We start from the raw sequence: 19,644 nt of genomic DNA, 5'->3' as shown, positions 1-19,644 counted from the left end.
TAAAATATATAATCAAAACCTCTGCTAGCCGTAGAGGTTTTTTTATGGGATAAAATCAATATCAAACAATAATTAAAAATTAAAAATTAACTATTAACAACAATACTAACCACAGTATTAAAAATCTAAAAATTATGAGCACACAAAAATTTGAAACAAACGCATTACACGCAGGACATGACGTAACCAAAACCGCTGGAACAAGAGCTGTACCTATTTATCAAACTAGTTCTTATGTTTTTAATAATTCAGAGCATGCGGCGAATGTGTTTTCTCTTGCAGAGCCAGGGTTTATTTACACTAGATTAAACAATCCTACAAATGATATTTTAGAACAACGTTTAGCTACTTTAGAAGGTGGGATTGGAGCAGTAGTTACTGCATCAGGAACTGCTGCAATTGCAACAGCCTTATTAGTATTACTAAAAGCTGGGGATCACCTTGTGGCTTCAAATAGTTTGTATGGAGGAACCTATAATCTATTCAATGTTACATTACCTCGATTAGGTATTAAGACCACATTTGTAGATCCATCTGATCCATCTAATTTTAAAAATGCAGTTCAAGATAATACAAGAGCTTTTTTTGTAGAATCTTTAGGGAATCCAAAATTAGATGTATTGGATTTGAAAGCGATTTCAAATGAAGCTAAAGCAGCTAAAGTGCCATTTATTGTCGATAACACCGTTGCATCACCTTATTTGTTGAATCCAATTCAACACGGAGCGGATATTGTAGTTCATTCCTTGACGAAATATATCACTGGAAATGGAACTTCGCTTGGAGGTGTAATTATTGATGCAGGAAATTTTGATTGGAGTAATGGAAAATTTCCTGAATTTACGGAGCCTTCTGCGGGTTATCACGGCTTAGTTTATCATGAAGCATTAGGAAGAGCTGCTTTTATAGCTAAAGTACGTATCGAAGGATTGCGTGACTTTGGTGCAGCTTTGAGTCCGTTAAACGCGTTCCAAATCATACAAGGATTAGAAACGTTACCAATTCGAATTACAAGACACAGCGAAAATGCTTTGAAGCTAGCCCAATGGTTAGAAAGTCAGGAAGAAGTAGCTTGGGTAAATTATCCAGGATTAAAATCGAGTAAATATTATGCTTTAGGACAAGAGTATTTACCAAAAGGACAAAGTGGAGTGGTGACTTTTGGATTAAAAGGTGGGTTTGAAGCTGCTAAAAAAGTAGCTGATGAAACGAAGTTGTTCTCTCTTCTGGCTAATATTGGGGATACAAAATCATTGATTATCCATCCAGCAAGTACTACGCATCAACAATTATCTGAAGTGGAGCAAATTGCTGCGGGAGTTCCTCAGGATTTAATTAGGCTTTCTGTAGGTTTAGAGGATATTCAAGATTTGATAGCAGATTTGAAGTCAGTTTTTGAAACAATAAAAGAGTCTGAACTAGTTTAAGCTAAAGGTAAAAAATAAAATATCTTAGTAAAGCGTTAAAAGTCTTAACTTTACTAGGATATTTAAAAAATAATTAGCATCTTTGAATTTGTCAAAAAAACAAAAATGGAACATAAAATTAATTTCACGTTTAAGGTCGCTCAGGATAATTCCTGTGGGTAGCTTATTGTATAATTTTATAATTAAATTATAGTAAAAGCTTCCCAGATAACTGGAAGCTTTTTTTTTTTGAAGAATGAGGATCAAAATAAATTTTTAAATCGGTTCCCTAATAAAGATGAACAACCTTAATAAACATATAACAATTAAAACAACAGTCCAAAACAAGATTTTTGTCAATACTATTATGTGTCTTGTTGTCTGTTGATTCCAAAAAGTATAAGTGTATAATGACTTAAACCTCTTTTGGATAACAATCTAAAAGGGGTTTTGTTTTTTTTGAATAGATTTAAAAGAGTAAGTATAACAATGAATAATTATTAAAACCTAAATAGAAGTAAATTATGAGCGCAACTAAGTATTTTGCAAGAGCATTTCAGTCATTAAAAAGTATTAATTTCAGAAGTAAAACAAAAAAGGGGAATGATTTTATAAATGAATTAATTCACCCGAGATTCGAAGTATCAGAACATGATGTGACGACACAAAAGAAAGTGGTCAATTCATTACTTTTTCTAATGTATTCAAAAGAGAATGAGCCCCTTTTCCTTTAATAATTCGGAATTGAATTTCCGCGTTGTAAATTTAGAAAGAAACGTACGTGCATAGTTTTGATAAAGAATAAGAATTAATTCATTTTTATAGCTTAGTCAGAATTACAGAAGTACGTTTCTTTTTTTATGCAGTGACACTTAGAAATCTATCTTAATAAAAATTTGTTTTTTTAATTTAATAGTAGTTAATTTGTGCCATTAAGTTCATAAACGTATTGAAATGTTATAAAGAAAGGCAGAGGGATTAGACCCGATGAAGCCTTAGCAACCCTTCGATTTATCGAAGAAGGTGCTGCATTCTACCACGCTCATCGTGGAAAGATAACACTAAGAATTTGTCTAGATAACTCCTAGCTTTCTTTCTAATATTTCCAGCACAAATCAAAAATCATAAAAGATTTGCAAATTGGAAAATAAACCAACACACATTACCCTTACAAATTTCACCACACATAATGGTGCTTTTTATGCTACCCTAAACTTAAGTTATCAGGTTTTTGGTGCGCCTTTGCATACCGCTCCCATAATTTTAATCAATCATGCCTTGACTGGTAACTCACAAGTAATAGGTGAATCTGGTTGGTGGAATGATATTGTAGGAATTGATAAAACCATTGATACTAGAAAATATACCATCGTTGCATTTGATGTGCCAGGGAATGGTTTTAATTCGGCTACTATCGAGAATTACAGAGATTTTATCGCAAGAGATATCGCTAAAATTTTTCTGGAAGGACTTCGAATATTAAAGATTGATCATTTATTTGCGCTTATTGGCGGCTCTGTAGGTGGAGGAATTGGTTGGGAAATTTTGGCTTTAGAACCTAAATTAGCTCAAAATTTTATTCCTATTGCAACGGATTGGAAAGCTACAGACTGGCTGATCGCCAATTGTTATTTGCAAGAGAAAATCCTGAATAATTCTAAAAAACCTATTGAAGACGCACGCATCCACGCTATGATGTGCTATCGAACTCCAGAATCTTTCAAAGAGAAATTTAATAGAGATATTAATGTACAACTAGAAACTTTTCAAGTGGAGAGTTGGTTGAATTATCATGGAGAAAAATTAGAAAAAAGGTTTCAGTTGTCAGCTTATAAGATGATGAACCAACTTTTAAAGACGATTGATATTACTCGTAATCAGGAGTCTTTAGAATCACTTATTTCTAAAGTTGAAGCTAATATTTACATTGTAGGAATCAATTCGGATTTGTTTTTTACGGCAAAAGAGAATAAAGAAACGTACAACGAAATTAAAAAATTTAAAAATAATGTATTCTATAGTGAGATTGACTCCCAACATGGGCATGATGCTTTCTTGATGGAATATGAACAATTAGACAATTTATTAGAAGTGGTCTTCAAAAATAAAAAACAGATGAAAATACTAAAATTTGGCGGAAAATCTTTAGCTAACGGCGAGGGGATTAATACAGTTTTGAATATTATTGAGAGTAAAATAAAGCAAGAACAAAAGATTGCGGTTGTAGTTTCAGCAAGAGGAAAAGCAACGGATGAACTGGATGATATTCTTACCATTGCGGTTAAGAACGGAAATTACAAACCACTTTTAGAAAGTTTTAAAGACTATCAAAAAGATGGTTTTGATGCAGTTGATTTTTCTATAGAATTTGATAAATTAGACAAGCTTTTTGAAGGTGTAAGTTTAATTGGCGATTATAGCGCAAAAATTCAAGACCAAATTTTAGCACAAGGCGAAGTTATTTCGGCTAAACTATTAGTGTATTTGCTAAATGAAAGAGGGATTTTGGCAAAATTAGCGGATACTCGTGATTTAATTGTGACTGACTCAAATTTTGGAGATGCACAACCTTTAGATGTACTATCTAAAAAGAATGTTATCCAGATCTTTAATGATAATAAAAATGCTGTTTTAGTAATTACAGGATTTATTGGCGCTAATGCTAAACACGAAACTACTACTTTGGGTAGAAACGGAAGTAATTATACGGCATCTTTAATAGCGAACTTCATTAATGCTGAAGAATTACAAAACTTCACGCATGTGGACGGAATCTACACGGCTAACCCTGATTTAGTTCCTGACGCTAAAAAAATTGATCATCTAACTTTTAACGAAGCAAATGAATTAGCCAATTTTGGAGCTACGATTTTACATGCGAAAACCATAATTCCTTTGCTGGAGAAAAATATTCCACTTCGTATATTAAATACTTTTAATCACGAGAATGAAGGAACATTAATCACTTCAAATGCGAATGGAGCAGGAATTAAAACACTTTCAGTATTAGAAAATGTGGCTTTGGTTAATCTGGAAGGACGCGGATTACTTGGAAAAACCGGTGTTGATGCCCGAATTTTTAGAGTAATGGGTGATAATGATATTAGTGTAAGTATCATTTCGCAAGGTTCCTCCGAAAGAGGAATTGGTCTTGTGGTTGCTGCTGATAAAGCGACAAAAGCAATGATTCAATTAGAGAAGGAGTTTGAAAATGATTTCTATTCTAAAGATGTAAATAAAATTACGGTAACGGATAATGTTTCTGTGATTTCAATCATTGGTCAAGATTTAAGTACTTTTCATAAACCATACACCGCTTTAATAAAGAATAAAATTGTTCCAATTCTTTTTAATAATACAGTAACAGGAAAAAACGTGAGTTTGGTCGTTAAAAAAACTGAACTTTATAAAGCGTTAAATGTTATTCATGGTGAGATTTTTGGTGTTTCAAAGAAAATTAATATTGCTGTTTTTGGACATGGATTAGTGGGCGGAACACTTATTAATCAAATTTTAGAATCGGCTGAAGCTATTGATGAAAGAAAACATATCAAACTAAATGTCTTTGCAATTGCCAATTCTAAAAAAATCCTTTTAAATAAAAATGGTGTTACATCAAATTGGAAAAATGAAATTGAAAACAATGGAATATCATATTCTTTTGAAGATGTCATTGCTTACGCAAATGAACATCACTTAGAGAATTTAATTGCTATAGACAACACCGCAAGTGCTGCGTTTGTTGAAAATTACATCCCATTAGTTGAAAACAGTTTCGATTTAATTTCTTCTAATAAAGTAGCAAATACTTTGAGTTACGGATTTTACAAAGACTTAAGAAAATCTTTAGCTGACAACCAGAAAAATTATTTGTATGAAACTAATGTTGGAGCTGGATTGCCATTGATTGATACTATAAAATTATTACATCTTTCAGGTGAAAATATCACCAAAATCAAAGGTGTTTTCTCCGGGACTTTGAGTTATTTATTCAATAATTTCTCTGCTAAGGATGTCCCTTTTAGTGAAATTTTGAAAGAAGCCATTGACAATGGTTATACAGAACCAGATCCAAGAGAAGATTTATGTGGGAATGATGTAGGTAGAAAATTATTGATTTTAGCAAGAGAGTTAGATTTGCAAAATGAATTTGAAGAAATTGCAATTCAAAATCTTATTCCGGAACATTTACGTGAAGGAGATGTTGCAGATTTTTTAAATAAACTAAAAGAGTTTGATCCTATTTATGATAAAATAAAGGCAGATCAAAAACCAAATCATGTATTGAGATACATAGGTGAATTGTCAGGTGATTTGCAACATGATAAAGGAATATTAGAAGTAAAATTAGTTTCCGTACCTTCGGATACCGCTTTAGGTGGATTAAAAGGATCTGATTCTTTCTTCGAAATTTATACGGAGTCTTATGGAGATAGACCAATTGTAATTCAAGGAGCAGGGGCTGGATCAGCGGTTACTGCGAGAGGAGTTTTTGGAGATATTTTAAGATTGTCGGATAAAGGATAGAAAAGTAATCAGTTTTTGAGTATTCAGAATGATAAAATAAAAAATTCGTTGAAATCGTTTTTTAATCTGCGTAATCCGCGTTCAGAAAATTAGGATCAACGTTCATATAAAATAAAATTATGAAAGTAACATTAAACAGATTAAACGATAACTTCCATTTCGAATTAAAAAACGAACGTGGACACATAGTAAATGTAGATAGCCGGCCAGAATTTGGAGGTAATGATATGGGACCAAGTCCTATGGAATTAGTGTTAATGGGAGTTGCTGGTTGCAGCGGTATTGATATGATTTCAATTTTGAAAAAGCAACGTCAGGAAATCACTTCTTTTAAAGCTGAGGTTGATGGAGAGAGAGTTCAAGTAGGAGAAGCAAAACCATTTAAGGATATTTATGTGGTTTTTTCTCTAGAAGGAAATATCAATGAAGAAAAAGCAGCAAAAGCAGCACAATTATCTTTTGATAAATATTGTTCGGTTTCTAAAACATTAGAGCCAACAGCAACCATTCATTATAAAGTGATTCTGAATGGTGTGGAGTTAGTAAAGATTTAAAGAAAAAAACAATTCAATATGCCATTGTTGCTTAGCTAAACGCTTTGAGCCAATGGCCAAAAGCTTGATAAAATGAACGAACAAGAATTTGGGTTTGAAACCCAAGCAATACGAAGTCAATTAGAAAGAACTCAATATTTAGAACATTCGGTTCCTTTATATTTAACATCCAGTTTTATTTTTGAAGATGCAGAAGATATGCGTGCCTCTTTTGCTGAGGAAAAAGAACGAAATATTTATAGCCGATATAGCAATCCAAATACGAACGAATTTGTAGATAAAGTTTGTAATATGGAAGGTGCTGAGGCTGGTTTTGCTTTTGCATCAGGCATGGCAGCGGTATATTCTACTTTTGGAGCTTTGCTGCAATCAGGAGATCATATAGTGTCTGCAAGTAGTGTTTTTGGGGCTACACATTCTCTTTTTATGAAATATTTTCCCAAATGGAATATTGAAACTTCTTATTTTGATATTAATAAACCGGAAACTATTGAGAGTTTTATAAAGCCAAATACAAAGATTCTGTTTGCTGAATCGCCTACTAATCCAGCGGTTGATATTATTGATTTGGAGTTATTAGGTGCTATTGCAAAAAAGCACAATCTGATTTTGATAATTGATAACTGTTTTGCAACACCTTATATTCAACAACCTATAAAATGGGGGGCACATTTAGTGGTGCATTCTGCTACTAAATTAATTGATGGACAAGGAAGAGTATTAGGAGGAGTAACCGTTGGGAATGCTGATTTAATCAAAGAGATTTATTTGTTTTCCCGACTTACAGGTCCTGCATTATCCCCATTTAATGCTTGGGTATTGTCAAAAAGTTTAGAAACTTTGGCCGTTCGCGTAGAGAAACATTGTGATAATGCACTTAAAGTAGCAGAGTTTTTAGAAAAACATCCTAATGTAAATCAGGTAAAATACCCTTTTTTGAAATCTCATCCGCAACATGAAATTGCCAAAAAGCAAATGATTTTAGGAGGTAATATTGTAGCATTTGAAATCAAAGGCGGACTAGAAGCAGGAAGAATATTTATTGATAAAATAAGATTATGTTCGTTATCCCCTAATTTAGGAGATACTAGAACAATTGTTACGCATCCAGCATCAACAACACACAGTAAATTATCTGTTGAAGAGCGTCTAGCAGTAAGTATTACAGATGGTTTAGTACGTGTTTCTGTGGGATTAGAAACGGTAAAAGATGTAATAGCTGACTTAGAGCAAGCATTGTCTTAAATTTTAGATTTTAGATTTTATGGTTCTCGATAAAAAAGATTGTAGATTTGGTGTTCGAATTCAAAACAATTATAGATTTTTTTTAGTCAAAAATCATTAATTACCTTTCTTAATTCAAAAAACGTTAATTATGCTTTCCAAAAAAACAAAATATGGCATAAAGGCTTTGACCTTTTTGGCTCGGCAAGAAGATAACACGCCAGTTCAGATTGCTGAGATAGCAAAGAGTGAAAATATTTCGTTGAAATTTTTAGAAAGTATTTTGTTACTATTGCGTAATTCAGGTTTTTTAGGTGCCAAGAAAGGAAAAGGAGGCGGTTATTACCTAATTAAGGAGCCAAAAGATATTAATATGGCTCATGTTTATCGTATTCTTGAAGGTCCGATAGCACTTTTGCCTTGTGCCAGTCATAATTTCTATGAGAAATGTGACGACTGTAGTGATGAAGTTAGTTGTGCGGTGCGAAAACTAATGACCGAAGTACGAGACAATACCTTGATGATACTGGAGAATAACACGCTCGCAGATATTGCTTTTTAATCTACAAATTATTTAAAAAAAAATTTGAAATTTAATTTAAAGTATTACTTTTGCCTTTTAATCTATTAAGTCGATGGGGTAATAGATTTAATAAAAAATAATTGAAGATGAATTCAGAATTAGATGGAGATAGTATTGCGGTAAAACAGGAAGTTACTTTCAAAGAACGCTTATGGGTAGTTGTGCCTATAGTTTTGTTGATTGGCTTAATTTGTACTTTGGTTTATAGCCATCATGCTGAGTTTACATGGGACGGTTTTGTTTCGGGTTTTAATCAAGAGTTTTTGGTATTTTTTGCCATTGGTGTTTTTGCACAATTAGTTGATGGTACTTTGGGAATGGGATATGGAGCGACTTCAACTTCGTTTTTATTGGCTTATGGAATTCCTCCTGTAATCAGCAGTACCGGAGTACATGTAGCCGAAATGTTTACTACTGGGGCATCGGCAATTTCGCACCATCATTTTGGGAATATTAATAAAAAATTAGTGAAACACTTAGTGATTCCAGGTGTTTTAGGGTCAATTACGGGAGCTTATTTGCTTTCGGATGTGATTGATGGTGAAGTAATAAAGCCCTTTATTGCGGTTTATATGATTGTTTTGGCTTGTTTGATTATCAGGAAATCAATGCAAAAGAATATTTTGAAAAAGAAAACCAAGCGTCTCAATATTTTGGCTTCTTTTGGAGGATTTATGGATGCTGTAGGTGGAGGTGGATGGGGGCCAATTGTAACTTCAACATTGCTAGGTAGAGGAAGAAATCCTCGCTATACTATTGGTTCAGTGAATGCAGCGGAGTTTGCAGTTTCTTTTGCCAGCGGAATCACTTTCATGCTTTTTGGAGGAATTCACGGATGGCAGGTAATTATAGGATTGATTTTAGGAGGAGTAATTGCAGCACCAATTGCAGCGCTTTTGGTAAATAAAATCAAAAGAAAACCAATGATGATTGTAGTAGGGATATTGATTATTATTCTCAGTTTAAAAACACTGTCTAAATTATTATAAAGAGAAACGAAATTATGAGCATAGCAATAACCAATACTTTATTAGAAAAAACAAAAGATTTCACCATCGAAGAAACTTTTTCTTTTTTGGCAAATGAATATAAGGACAAAGTGGTTTTTTCAACTTCTTTTGGACAGGAAGACCAAGTGATTACTGCGCTTATTGCAAAGAAGGAGTTGCTAATCAATATTTTTACTTTAGATACAGGTCGAATGTTTCAGGAAACCTATGATGTTTTTCATAAAACGATCAAAAAGTATAAAATAGACATTAAAAGCTATTTTCCCGAAGCTGCAGCGGTTGAAGAATTATTGAATACTAAAGGACCAAACAGCTTCTATGAATCGGTAGAGAACAGAAAGGAATGTTGTTTTATTAGGAAAGTGGCTCCGTTGACCAAAGCTTTAAAAGGGAACTCGATTTGGATTACGGGTTTAAGAGCGGAACAATCAGAAAACAGAAGTGAATTAGCCTTTTTTGAATATGATGCTCATTTTGACATTATCAAATTCAATCCGTTGTTAAAGTGGAGTTTGAAAGAAGTGGAGGAATATTTAGAAAAAAATAATGTGCCTCAAAATGCATTGCATAAAAAAGGATTTGTAAGTATTGGATGTGCACCTTGCACCAGAGCGATAGTAGAAGGAGAAGATATAAGAGCTGGAAGATGGTCATGGGAAGCGAGCCATAAAGAATGTGGTTTGCACCAAAAATAATAGTTTAACTGTTTATTTGTTTAATCGTTTTGACGAATAGACAAATAAACGAACAATCAAATAAACAAAGTATAATGAGTACGATATTAAAAACAAACGCTTTAGAAAGCGAAGCGATATACATATTTAGAGAAGTAATTTCTCAGTTTGACAAGCCGGTTTTGCTTTTCTCTGGAGGGAAGGATTCGATTACATTGGTACGTTTGGCACAAAAAGCATTTTTCCCTGCCAAAATTCCTTTTCCGCTTTTACATGTGGATACAGGGCATAATTTTCCTGAGACTATCGAGTTTAGAGATCGATTGGTTAAAGAATTGGGACTGGAATTAATCGTTCGTAATGTTCAGGACGCTATTGATGAAGGAAAAGTAATAGAAGAAACGGGTAAGTATTCTAGTAGGAATAGTCTGCAAACCACAACACTTTTGGATGCTATTGAAGAATTCAAATTTGATGCTTGTATTGGTGGTGCACGCAGAGATGAAGAAAAAGCAAGAGCGAAAGAGCGTATTTTTTCTGTTCGCGATGATTTTGGTCAGTGGGACGAAAAAAACCAACGTCCGGAATTGTTTGATCTTTTGAACGGAAAAATTGAAAACGGTCAAAATGTACGTGTTTTTCCAATTTCAAACTGGACAGAATTGGATGTTTGGAGTTATATCGAAGAAGAGCAAATCGAGATTCCATCAATTTATTTTTCACACAAACGTAAAGTTTTTTTGAGAGATGGTTTAATCTGGTCACACTCTCCTTATGTGTACCAAGAAGAAGACGAACAAATCCAAGAAAAAAATGTTCGCTTCAGAACCGTCGGAGATATGAGTTGTACGGCAGCAGTAGAGTCTTATGCCGCTACTATTCAAGAAGTAGTTGGCGAAATTAGATCTTCTACGATTTCAGAAAGAGGAGCTAGAATTGATGACAAACGTTCTGAAGCTGCAATGGAAAAAAGAAAACAACAAGGGTACTTTTAAAATTTGAAAAGGATATATATAATAGTTTTTTTAATAATAATTGGGAATCCTATTGTAATAGCGCAAACAGAAAAAAACATTAATCATCAAAGTTTGCTATGGACAAGGTATTATAATCAGTTAACATTAAATGATAAATGGGCAGTTCATTCAGAATTAGACAATAGACTTTTTGTAAAACCGCTAACACAAAATTTGTTTGTGATCAGAGTTCAGGCAAGACATAAAATTACTGAACAAATAGAGCTAGGAGCTGGGTTTGCTTATTTTTCAGTCACAACCCAAGAACCTGAAATTCAAATGGAATTTAATGTTCCTGAATATAGGGGACAGCAGGATGTGACATTAAAGCACAGCATTGGAAAAATAAATTTTAGCCATAGATATCAGTTAGAGGAGCGATTTATTCACAAAGCTGATAAATTAGGATTAATTGAAGGAAGTATATTTTATTTGAGATTTAGATATCGAATTCAAGGGGATTGTAATTTATGGAAAAGCGATAAACAATATCTGAAAGCGATAGTTTCAAATGAAATAATGATCAACGGAGGGAATAAGATTATAAAAAACACTTTTGATCAAAACAGAATTTATGCTGGATTACAGTTTGGGATTAATGCTGCTCTAGCCGCTGAGTTGGGTTATTTGAATAGCTTTCAGCAAAGGGCAAATGGAGTCGATTATTTTAGTAGAGACATTGTTAGAATCAGCTTTTATCATAAATTAAAAATATAAAAGAAATTAAGTTACAGAATTTAAAAGGAGATCAGGGGTTTAGGAAATTTCGAAACTTAAACTTTTCAGCTTTAAACAAAAATATAATATGGAAGTTTTAAAAATAGCAACAGCAGGAAGTGTAGATGACGGAAAGAGTACATTAATTGGAAGATTATTGTATGATACGCAGTCATTAACAACAGATAAGTTAGAAGCAATAGAAAAAAGTAGCAAGCAAAAAGGATACGATTATCTTGATTTTTCATTGGCTACGGATGGATTAGTTGCTGAGAGAGAACAAGGAATTACAATTGATGTAGCACATATTTATTTTTCGACAGCTAAGAAAAGTTACATCATCGCTGATACTCCAGGGCATGTAGAATATACTAGAAACATGGTTACAGGCGCTTCGACTTCTCAAGTATCTATCATTTTGATTGATGCTCGAAAAGGAGTTATTGAGCAAACGTACCGTCACTTTTTTATCAATAATTTATTACGAGTAAAAGATGTGATTGTTGCAGTAAACAAAATGGATTTAGTTGATTATTCGGAAGAAGTGTTCAACAAAATCAAGCAAGACTTTCATGCGTTAAATGCAAAAAGTGCATACAAAGAACAAAATGTAAGTTACATTCCATTGAGTGCATTAACAGGAGATAATGTGGTGGAGACATTAGGAAAAATGCCTTGGTACACCGGACAAACTATTCTGCAACATTTAGAAGGATTAGAATCAAAGGATATTTATGATAATGGAAAAGCACGTTTTCCAGTTCAAACGGTAATTCGTCCTAAAACGGAAGAATACCACGATTTTAGAGGATATGCTGGTAAATTATACGGGAATAATATCAAAATTGGAGATGCGGTAACGGTGCTTCCTTCTTTAACCGAATCTAAAGTGACAAACATTCACTTTTTTGACAAGCAATTTGACGAGGCCACTGTTGGTTCTTCCATTACAATCGAATTAGAAAATGATATAAATGTAACTAGAGGAGACATGATTGTAAAATCAGATGAACTTCCTAGAATAGAAAAAGACATTACTACAACCGTTTGCTGGATGGATAGCAAAAAATTAGTAGCTGGAGCTAAATATTATGTGCAGCATAATACAAATAGAGTTTTAGCGAAAATTGACAGTGTTAAAAATGTAATTGCCACCGATTATTCAGGAACTAGAGAAGCATCACAATTGTCTATTAATGAAATTGGGGAAGTCACTATTAAATTAAGTAAAGCCCTTTATTTCGATGCTTATAATGATAACAAATCAAACGGAGCTTTTATCTTAATTGACGCATCGACTAATACTACAGCTGGAGTTGGATTTATAAAATAATCCGCAACACTCCCGATAGCTATCAGGACTCCCTCGAGGGGTAACACTATATTGAAAAATAATCAAACTCGTCATGTTTCCCCTCATTTAGGCGGGTTCAGGGAGAGGGAAAATCATACTAGGAAATGCAAAGTTTTAGAACAGAATTAGAAAATCCAATCGTCCAAAAAGAAATAATTGAATTAGAAAAAAAGATTCATGCTTTTCGTGGAGGAACAATTGATGGCGAGCGTTTTCGCAGTCTTCGTTTAGCAAGAGGAATATACGGACAACGTCAAGAAGGCGTACAAATGATTCGTATCAAATTGCCGTACGGTAAAGTAACTAGCGAACAATTAGTACGTATTACAAAAGTTTCTGATGAATATTCTACAGGTCGTTTGCATATTACCACACGTCAAGATATACAGATTCACTATGTGAGTCTTGACAGAACTCCTGAACTTTGGGCAAATTTAGCTAAAGATGATATTACGCTACGTGAAGCTTGTGGTAACACCGTTCGTAATATTACAGCAAGTGAATTAGCAGGAGTTGATGTAAATGAACCTTTTGATGTTTCGCCTTATGCACATGGAATGTTTCAATATCTTTTGCGAAATCCAATTTGTCAAGAGATGGGTCGTAAATTTAAAATTTCATTCTCTTCTTCTGACGAAGATACCGCTTTAAGTTATTTGCATGATTTAGGATTTATTCCAAAAATTGTAAATGGCGAAAGAGGGTTTAAAGTTATGCTAGGTGGCGGGCTAGGTTCACAACCCATACACGCAGAATTACTGAGCGAATTTATTCCTGCAAATCAAATTGTGCCAACGGCGGAAGGTATCATTCGAGTTTTTGATAGACATGGAGAACGCAATAAAAGAATGAAAGCGCGTATGAAATTTTTGATCAAAGATATTGGGAAAGAAGCTTTTCTAGAACTGGTTGAAAAAGAGAAAAAAGCAATTGCTTTTGAAACATACGAAATTGACATTACGGGATTTGATGAAGCCATTCCTGAACCTTTATTAGAAGTTCCAAAAGTTACTATTACTGATGCCGACGCCTACGAAGATTGGAAAGCATCTAATGTAATTCGTCAAAAACAAAAAGGATATGTCGCTATTGGTATCAAAGTACTTTTAGGAGATTTTTATACCGATAAAGCGAGAGTTTTAGCAGACTTAATAAAAAATTATGCGGCTAATGAATTGCGTTTCTCACTGCGTCAAAATATTGTAATTCGGAATGTAAAAGAGGAAAATCTTCCTTTCTTTTATCAAGAGTTAGCTAAATTAGACATGGTTGCTCTAGGGTATAATTCAACTGCTGATATTACCGCCTGTCCTGGAACTGATACGTGTAACCTAGGAATTGCTAGCAGTACTGGAATTGCTGAAGAACTTGAAAAAGTTATTGAAGCCGAATATCCACAATATAAAAACAACAGTGAAATTGAGATAAAAATTAGCGGTTGTATGAACGCTTGCGGTCAACACAATATGTCAGCTATTGGTTTTCAAGGAATGTCAATAAATGCTGGAAAATTAGTTGCTCCTGCCTTGCAAGTTTTATTGGGAGGAGGAAATCTAGGAAATGGAAATGGTCGTTTTGCTGATAAAGTTATCAAAATCCCTAGCCGCAGAGGACCTGAAGCATTGCGATATATTTTAAATGATTTCGATGCAAATGGGAAGGGAACTTCATTTCTAAATTATTACGAAGAAAAAGGAGAGAAATATTTCTACGAAATTCTAAAACCGCTAGCTAACATAACAAACCTTACCGAAGCTGATTTTGTAGATTGGGGAAATGCGGATAACTATGTAAAAGCGGTTGGAGTAGGAGAATGTGCTGGAGTTGTTATTGATTTAGTAGCGACTTTATTATTGGAAGCCAAAGATAAATTGACATTTGCACAAGAAGCATTCCATGACAAAAAATGGTCGGATGCTATTTATCACGCCTATTCAGGATTTGTAAATGGTGCCAAAGCATTATTACTTTCGGAAAACCAAAAGACGAATCATCAAGCGGGTATAATAGACTTATTCGATACTGTTTTTGTGGAAACAAACAAAATTCCATTTGAAACCACATTTAAAGAATTAGTTTTCCAAATAAATAAGAACGAACCGACTGAGGCTTTCGCCAAAAAATACATAGAACAAGCCATCGCTTTTTTCGATACTATCGAAGCATTCAGAGCTAAAGAACTAAAAGATGAAAAATAGAATAAAACCTCAAGTTACTTTAGTAGGCGCTGGTCCTGGCGATCCAGATTTACTTACCATCAAAGGAGCAAAAGCTTTGGCGGAAGCCAATGTGGTTTTGTACGATGCTTTGTCAAATGACGAACTTTTGTCTTATGCACCTAAAAAAGCACTTAAAATATTTGTTGGAAAAAGAAAAGGCAGTCATGCTTACACCCAAGATGAAATTAACCAATTGATTGTAGATAATGCACTTACTTATGGTCATGTGGTTCGATTAAAAGGGGGAGATCCGTTTATTTTTGGAAGAGGAAGCGAAGAAATTGAATTCGTAGAAAGTTTTGGAATCCCTACATTTGTAGTCCCTGGAATTTCATCATCAATTGCCGTTCCGGCTTCTCAAGGAATTTCTTTGACAAAAAGAGGAGTTTCAGAGAGTTTTTGGGTAATTACGGGAACAACTTCTGCAAGGAAATTGTCAACTGATGTAGCTTTGGCCGCACAATCTACGGCAACAGTAGTGATTTTGATGGGAATGAGTAAACTAGATGAAATTGTAGCTTTATTCCAAAATGAATCTAAAGGAGAAATGCCAGTTGCTATTATTCAAAACGGAACAACTCCAGAAGAAAAAACAGGAATGGGTACTATAGATACTATTCAAAAAATAGTAGCTGACAAAAATTTGAGTTCACCAGCGATTATCATTATTGGAGAAGTAGTGGGTGACAGTAAGAGGAGAGTTTGTTTTTATAAAGAATTAAAATCAAACCAAAAGGTACTGGCGTATGGAAAGGAATGAATTATACCCGATTTTTTTAAAAGTACATCAACTTAACATACTTATTGTAGGTGGCGGAAATGTAGGATTAGAGAAATTATCTTTTCTTTTAAAATCCAGTCCTAATGCTACTGTTGAAGTAGTTGCACCAAGATTTCTTCCAGAACTAGTGGACTTAGTTAGTAAACATGAGTCGGTGCAATTGACCATGAAAAAATTCAAGAAAAAAATGCTTAAGAAAAGGCACATGGTTATTGCTTGTACGGATGATTTAAAAGTAAATAAAAAGATTTACGACTTGTCTCGGAAAAGATATTTGATTTGTAACATAGCTGATACGCCTGATTTATGTGATTATTATTTGGGTGGAATTGTAACCAAAGGAAATGTAAAAATTGCAATTTCAACAAACGGAAAATCACCAACAACTGCCAAAAGATTACGAGAGTTTTTCGAAGAAGTAATTCCAGAGGATATTAATAAAATGGTTCAAAATTTAAATGAATATCGTAAAACCCTAAAAGGAAATTTTGAAGAAAAAGTCCAAAAAATGAATGTTATTACCGAGTTGTTGAAGAATAAATAACAAACAGAATAGATTATAGAAATTCCTCAATTGCTTGCACTCCCTAAGAAGGTGCCGGATCAGCAGCAGCGGGAAGGAAAAAAATGATATTTATCATTGAAAAATAAAAAAAACTAGAGTTACTTTGCGTCATAAAAAAGTAATTTTACAATAGAAATAACTAATCTCTACCTATTCTCTCCATCATTTGGAACGGATCGGGGGAAGGAGCTAATTAATATAAAATGATTAAAACAGATATTCTTATAATAGGAGCTGGGCCTACTGGCTTATTTGCAGTTTTTGAAGCAGGTTTATTAAAACTAAAATGTCATATTTTAGATGCATTGCCACAAGCAGGTGGACAACTTTCAGAGTTGTATCCTAAAAAACCAATCTATGATATTCCCGGATTTCCAGAAGTATTAGCCGGAGATTTAGTAGATAATTTAATGGAACAAATCAAGCAGTTTGAACCTGGATTTACACTAGGAGAACGCGCTGAAACAATTGATAAGCAAGAAGACGGAAGTTTTATTGTTACCTCAAATAAAGGAAAGAGATTTCATGCCGCTGTAGTTGCAATTGCAGGCGGTTTAGGAAGTTTTGAGCCTAGAAAACCGCTTATTGATGGAATTGATTTTTATGAAGACAAAGGAATTAAATACTTCATCAAAAATCCGGAGAAATTCCGAGATAAAAAAGTAGTAATAGCAGGTGGAGGAGATTCCGCTTTAGACTGGAGTATTTTCCTTTCAAATATCGCTTCCGAAGTAACTTTGGTACACAGAAGAAACGAGTTCCGTGGTGCATTAGATTCTGTAGATAAAGTACAAGAATTAAAAAATGCTGGAAAAATTAGATTAATAACTCCAGCAGAAGTTATTGGAATCAATGGAGCAGAGCACATAGAATCAGTTGTGCTGGAAGAAAATGGTGCTACAAGAACCATCGAAACTGATTATTTTATTCCACTTTTTGGTCTTACACCTAAATTAGGTCCTATTGGAGACTGGGGATTAGAAATAGAAAAAAATGCAATTAAAGTAAATAATGCATTAGATTACCAAACCAATATTCCTGGAATTTTCGCCATTGGTGACGTAAATACCTATCCAGGAAAACTGAAATTGATACTTTGTGGTTTCCACGAAGCCACTTTAATGTGCCAAGCAGCTTACCAAATCATTAATCCGGGCAAAAAGTATGTTTTGAAATATACTACAGTTTCAGGTGTTGATGGCTTTGACGGAACACGTAAAGAAGCTCCTAAAGCAGTTGTAAAAGCCATACTGTAACAACTTACTATAAACTAGTTAAAAAATGTAGCGCTAATACTTGCAAGTATTAGCGCTATGTCTTTACTTTGCACTGTTCCTATATTTATTGAAAGTTATCACGAAAGGCGGAGGGAAAGACCCGATGAAACCTTAGCAACCCTTTATCTTTAAAGAAGGTGCTACATTCTACTTTATGCTGTATTTATTTCAGTACCTAAGATAGATAACACAAGAATACTTCCACAGTATTTCTCAAAAACTTTTCCTGACAACATTTTAATATCTTTTTAGAGCGAATTATTGGTGCTTTTTTAGCTAATAATCTTCCTGCTGTACGCTATATCTATTGCACCGAACGCCGGCACAATAGGATATCGCTTCCTTCAGGGCTAAAGAGCCATTATAGCGAACATTTGTAATTAGTAATCAAAAGTACATGTCCTGAGAAATCGAGATTGTACAGAAATATAATAGTATGTCAAATATTCAAAAGGCCATAAAAGAAAGAATTCTTATTTTAGATGGCGCAATGGGAACCATGTTGCAACGCTACAATTTCTCCGAAGAAGATTTTCGTGGAGAGCGTTTCAAGGATTTTCCGCATTCACTAAAAGGGAATAATGATTTATTGTCGCTTACGCAACCACAAGCTATCAAAGCGGTTCATGCCAAATATTTTGAAGCAGGAGCAGATATTGTAGAAACCAATACTTTTTCGAGCACTACTATTGGTATGGCTGATTATCACCTAGAAGATTTCGTTTACGAAATGAACTTCCAATCAGCAAAAATCGCCCGTGAAGTAGCTGATGAATTTACAGCTAAAAATCCAGAAAAACCTCGTTTTGTAGCGGGTTCAGTTGGACCAACAAACAGAACAGCAAGTATGTCGCCAGATGTAAATGATCCAGGTTACAGGGCCGTAACTTTTGATGATTTGCGCAAAGCATACAAGCAACAAGTAGAAGCTTTAATGGACGGAGGTTGCGATTTGTTATTAGTAGAAACTATTTTTGATACCTTAAATGCTAAAGCAGCACTTTTTGCAATTGAAGAAGTTAAAGACGAACGCAATATTGATATCCCAATCATGGTTTCAGGAACAATCACTGATGCATCGGGAAGAACACTTTCAGGTCAAACAGTAGAAGCGTTCTTGATTTCGGTTTCACACATTCCATTATTAAGCGTAGGATTCAATTGTGCCCTTGGCGCCGATTTATTGAAGCCCTATTTACAAACTTTATCGCAAAACACTTCTTTCAACGTGTCAGCACATCCTAATGCAGGATTGCCAAATGCTTTTGGAGAATACGATGAAACCCCTGAGCAAACACAAGCATTTATCAAAGAGTATTTAGAAGATAATTTAATCAATATCATAGGCGGTTGTTGCGGAACAACCCCAGAACACATCAAGTTGATTGCCGATATTGCAAAGAATTATAAGCGGAGAGTTTCTACTGCGGTGATGTAATACGAAAGTCATTCCGAGGAACGAAGGAATCGCATACAGTGAGCAATTAGTTTGATTGCTTTGCTTCGTGACTCGAAACCCCGCTAGCGCGGATTTGCAATCCGTGCCCACAAAGGGAATAAAAATATTTTGTATGATTTTGTCATTCCTTCGAGATTGCTTCCGTTCCCCGCAATGTCATAGAAAGCACAAAACCGCGTGAGGGATAGTAGTGGAGCTCCGTTTTATTGAATTGCCTCGGGTTTAAAACCGAGGCAATTCAATAAAAAAGAGCGGGAACGGATAGCCCGACCCTTTTG

16 protein-coding genes and 2 riboswitches are annotated in these 19,644 nt (G+C 34.3%); all 16 genes read left to right on the top strand.

What is annotated here, in order from left to right:
- The first annotated feature begins 134 nt into the window (after window positions 1-134).
- The 16 genes from LNP27_RS02080 to LNP27_RS02005 all read left to right on the top strand — a co-directional run bounded on the left by LNP27_RS02080 (window position 135) and on the right by LNP27_RS02005 (window position 19,345).
- Window positions 135-1,427: an O-acetylhomoserine aminocarboxypropyltransferase/cysteine synthase family protein gene (locus LNP27_RS02080; protein WP_229942869.1), complete on the top strand. Its 1,293-nt coding sequence runs from the start codon at window positions 135-137 to the stop codon at window positions 1,425-1,427.
- A gap of 503 nt (window positions 1,428-1,930) precedes the next feature.
- Window positions 1,931-2,140, top strand: a complete 210-nt coding sequence (locus LNP27_RS02075) for a hypothetical protein (protein ID WP_229942868.1) — start codon at window positions 1,931-1,933, stop codon at window positions 2,138-2,140.
- Between the two features lie 220 nt (window positions 2,141-2,360).
- Window positions 2,361-2,468, top strand: a riboswitch (SAM riboswitch).
- A gap of 78 nt (window positions 2,469-2,546) precedes the next feature.
- Window positions 2,547-5,933, top strand: coding sequence for a bifunctional aspartate kinase/homoserine dehydrogenase I (gene thrA / locus LNP27_RS02070; RefSeq protein WP_229942867.1), 3,387 nt, complete (start codon window positions 2,547-2,549; stop codon window positions 5,931-5,933).
- Window positions 5,934-6,052: 119 nt separating this feature from the next.
- A complete protein-coding gene (locus tag LNP27_RS02065; RefSeq protein ID WP_229942866.1) occupies window positions 6,053-6,487 on the top strand; it encodes an OsmC family protein in 435 nt (144 codons plus the stop codon).
- Between the two features lie 72 nt (window positions 6,488-6,559).
- Window positions 6,560-7,732: a trans-sulfuration enzyme family protein gene (locus LNP27_RS02060; RefSeq protein ID WP_229942865.1), complete on the top strand. Its 1,173-nt coding sequence runs from the start codon at window positions 6,560-6,562 to the stop codon at window positions 7,730-7,732.
- A 130-nt stretch (window positions 7,733-7,862) separates the two neighbouring features.
- The gene (locus LNP27_RS02055; RefSeq protein WP_229942864.1) at window positions 7,863-8,273 is read left to right on the top strand and encodes an RrF2 family transcriptional regulator; all 411 of its coding nucleotides are present in this window, start codon (window positions 7,863-7,865) and stop codon (window positions 8,271-8,273) included.
- A gap of 107 nt (window positions 8,274-8,380) precedes the next feature.
- The gene (locus tag LNP27_RS02050) at window positions 8,381-9,283 is read left to right on the top strand and encodes a sulfite exporter TauE/SafE family protein (RefSeq protein ID WP_229942863.1); all 903 of its coding nucleotides are present in this window, start codon (window positions 8,381-8,383) and stop codon (window positions 9,281-9,283) included.
- A 14-nt stretch (window positions 9,284-9,297) separates the two neighbouring features.
- On the top strand, window positions 9,298-9,999 hold the full coding sequence (locus LNP27_RS02045) for a phosphoadenylyl-sulfate reductase (RefSeq protein ID WP_229942862.1): 702 nt from the start codon (window positions 9,298-9,300) through the stop codon (window positions 9,997-9,999).
- Window positions 10,000-10,073: 74 nt separating this feature from the next.
- Entirely contained in the window at window positions 10,074-10,973 is a 900-nt protein-coding gene (cysD, locus tag LNP27_RS02040; RefSeq protein WP_229942861.1) for a sulfate adenylyltransferase subunit CysD, read from the top strand.
- A gap of 3 nt (window positions 10,974-10,976) precedes the next feature.
- A complete protein-coding gene (locus LNP27_RS02035) occupies window positions 10,977-11,711 on the top strand; it encodes a DUF2490 domain-containing protein (protein ID WP_229942860.1) in 735 nt (244 codons plus the stop codon).
- 88 nt (window positions 11,712-11,799) lie between these two features.
- Complete coding sequence (locus tag LNP27_RS02030; RefSeq protein ID WP_229942859.1) at window positions 11,800-13,044, top strand: sulfate adenylyltransferase subunit 1; 1,245 nt, start codon at window positions 11,800-11,802, stop codon at window positions 13,042-13,044.
- 125 nt (window positions 13,045-13,169) lie between these two features.
- The gene (locus LNP27_RS02025) at window positions 13,170-15,263 is read left to right on the top strand and encodes a nitrite reductase (protein ID WP_229942858.1); all 2,094 of its coding nucleotides are present in this window, start codon (window positions 13,170-13,172) and stop codon (window positions 15,261-15,263) included.
- Window positions 15,253-16,044 (top strand): uroporphyrinogen-III C-methyltransferase, encoded by a 792-nt coding sequence (gene cobA / locus LNP27_RS02020; RefSeq protein ID WP_229942857.1) that lies wholly within the window; start codon window positions 15,253-15,255, stop codon window positions 16,042-16,044. The genes LNP27_RS02025 and cobA overlap by 11 nt, the downstream gene beginning before the upstream one ends.
- Window positions 16,031-16,609: a precorrin-2 dehydrogenase/sirohydrochlorin ferrochelatase family protein gene (locus LNP27_RS02015; protein ID WP_229942856.1), complete on the top strand. Its 579-nt coding sequence runs from the start codon at window positions 16,031-16,033 to the stop codon at window positions 16,607-16,609. Before cobA ends, LNP27_RS02015 begins: the two co-directional genes overlap by 14 nt.
- A gap of 224 nt (window positions 16,610-16,833) precedes the next feature.
- Window positions 16,834-17,886: an NAD(P)/FAD-dependent oxidoreductase gene (locus LNP27_RS02010; protein ID WP_229942855.1), complete on the top strand. Its 1,053-nt coding sequence runs from the start codon at window positions 16,834-16,836 to the stop codon at window positions 17,884-17,886.
- 92 nt (window positions 17,887-17,978) lie between these two features.
- Window positions 17,979-18,098: riboswitch (SAM riboswitch) on the top strand.
- Between the two features lie 245 nt (window positions 18,099-18,343).
- Window positions 18,344-19,345 (top strand): homocysteine S-methyltransferase family protein, encoded by a 1,002-nt coding sequence (locus LNP27_RS02005; protein WP_229942854.1) that lies wholly within the window; start codon window positions 18,344-18,346, stop codon window positions 19,343-19,345.
- Window positions 19,346-19,644 lie beyond the last annotated feature (299 nt).

Origin of the sequence: Flavobacterium galactosidilyticum (assembly GCF_020911945.1) — a bacterium.
Classification (GTDB): Bacteria; Bacteroidota; Bacteroidia; order Flavobacteriales; family Flavobacteriaceae; genus Flavobacterium; species Flavobacterium galactosidilyticum.
Note: the sequence above shows the minus strand (reverse complement) of the source record. Positions and strands in the feature narration are given on the sequence as shown.

What these genes read in the sequence shown, in the direction of transcription:
- LNP27_RS02065 (WP_229942866.1), top strand. Translation starts at nt 6,053, where the DNA reads ATGAAAGTAACATTAAACAGATTAAACGATAACTTCCATTTCGAATTA.
- LNP27_RS02030 (WP_229942859.1), top strand. Translation starts at nt 11,800, where the DNA reads ATGGAAGTTTTAAAAATAGCAACAGCAGGAAGTGTAGATGACGGAAAG.
- cobA (WP_229942857.1), top strand. Translation starts at nt 15,253, where the DNA reads ATGAAAAATAGAATAAAACCTCAAGTTACTTTAGTAGGCGCTGGTCCT.
- LNP27_RS02005 (WP_229942854.1), top strand. Translation starts at nt 18,344, where the DNA reads ATGTCAAATATTCAAAAGGCCATAAAAGAAAGAATTCTTATTTTAGAT.
- LNP27_RS02080 (WP_229942869.1), top strand. Translation starts at nt 135, where the DNA reads ATGAGCACACAAAAATTTGAAACAAACGCATTACACGCAGGACATGAC.
- LNP27_RS02025 (WP_229942858.1), top strand. Translation starts at nt 13,170, where the DNA reads ATGCAAAGTTTTAGAACAGAATTAGAAAATCCAATCGTCCAAAAAGAA.
- LNP27_RS02050 (WP_229942863.1), top strand. Translation starts at nt 8,381, where the DNA reads ATGAATTCAGAATTAGATGGAGATAGTATTGCGGTAAAACAGGAAGTT.
- LNP27_RS02015 (WP_229942856.1), top strand. Translation starts at nt 16,031, where the DNA reads ATGGAAAGGAATGAATTATACCCGATTTTTTTAAAAGTACATCAACTT.
- LNP27_RS02075 (WP_229942868.1), top strand. Translation starts at nt 1,931, where the DNA reads ATGAGCGCAACTAAGTATTTTGCAAGAGCATTTCAGTCATTAAAAAGT.
- cysD (WP_229942861.1), top strand. Translation starts at nt 10,074, where the DNA reads ATGAGTACGATATTAAAAACAAACGCTTTAGAAAGCGAAGCGATATAC.
- LNP27_RS02060 (WP_229942865.1), top strand. Translation starts at nt 6,560, where the DNA reads ATGAACGAACAAGAATTTGGGTTTGAAACCCAAGCAATACGAAGTCAA.
- LNP27_RS02010 (WP_229942855.1), top strand. Translation starts at nt 16,834, where the DNA reads ATGATTAAAACAGATATTCTTATAATAGGAGCTGGGCCTACTGGCTTA.
- LNP27_RS02045 (WP_229942862.1), top strand. Translation starts at nt 9,298, where the DNA reads ATGAGCATAGCAATAACCAATACTTTATTAGAAAAAACAAAAGATTTC.
- LNP27_RS02055 (WP_229942864.1), top strand. Translation starts at nt 7,863, where the DNA reads ATGCTTTCCAAAAAAACAAAATATGGCATAAAGGCTTTGACCTTTTTG.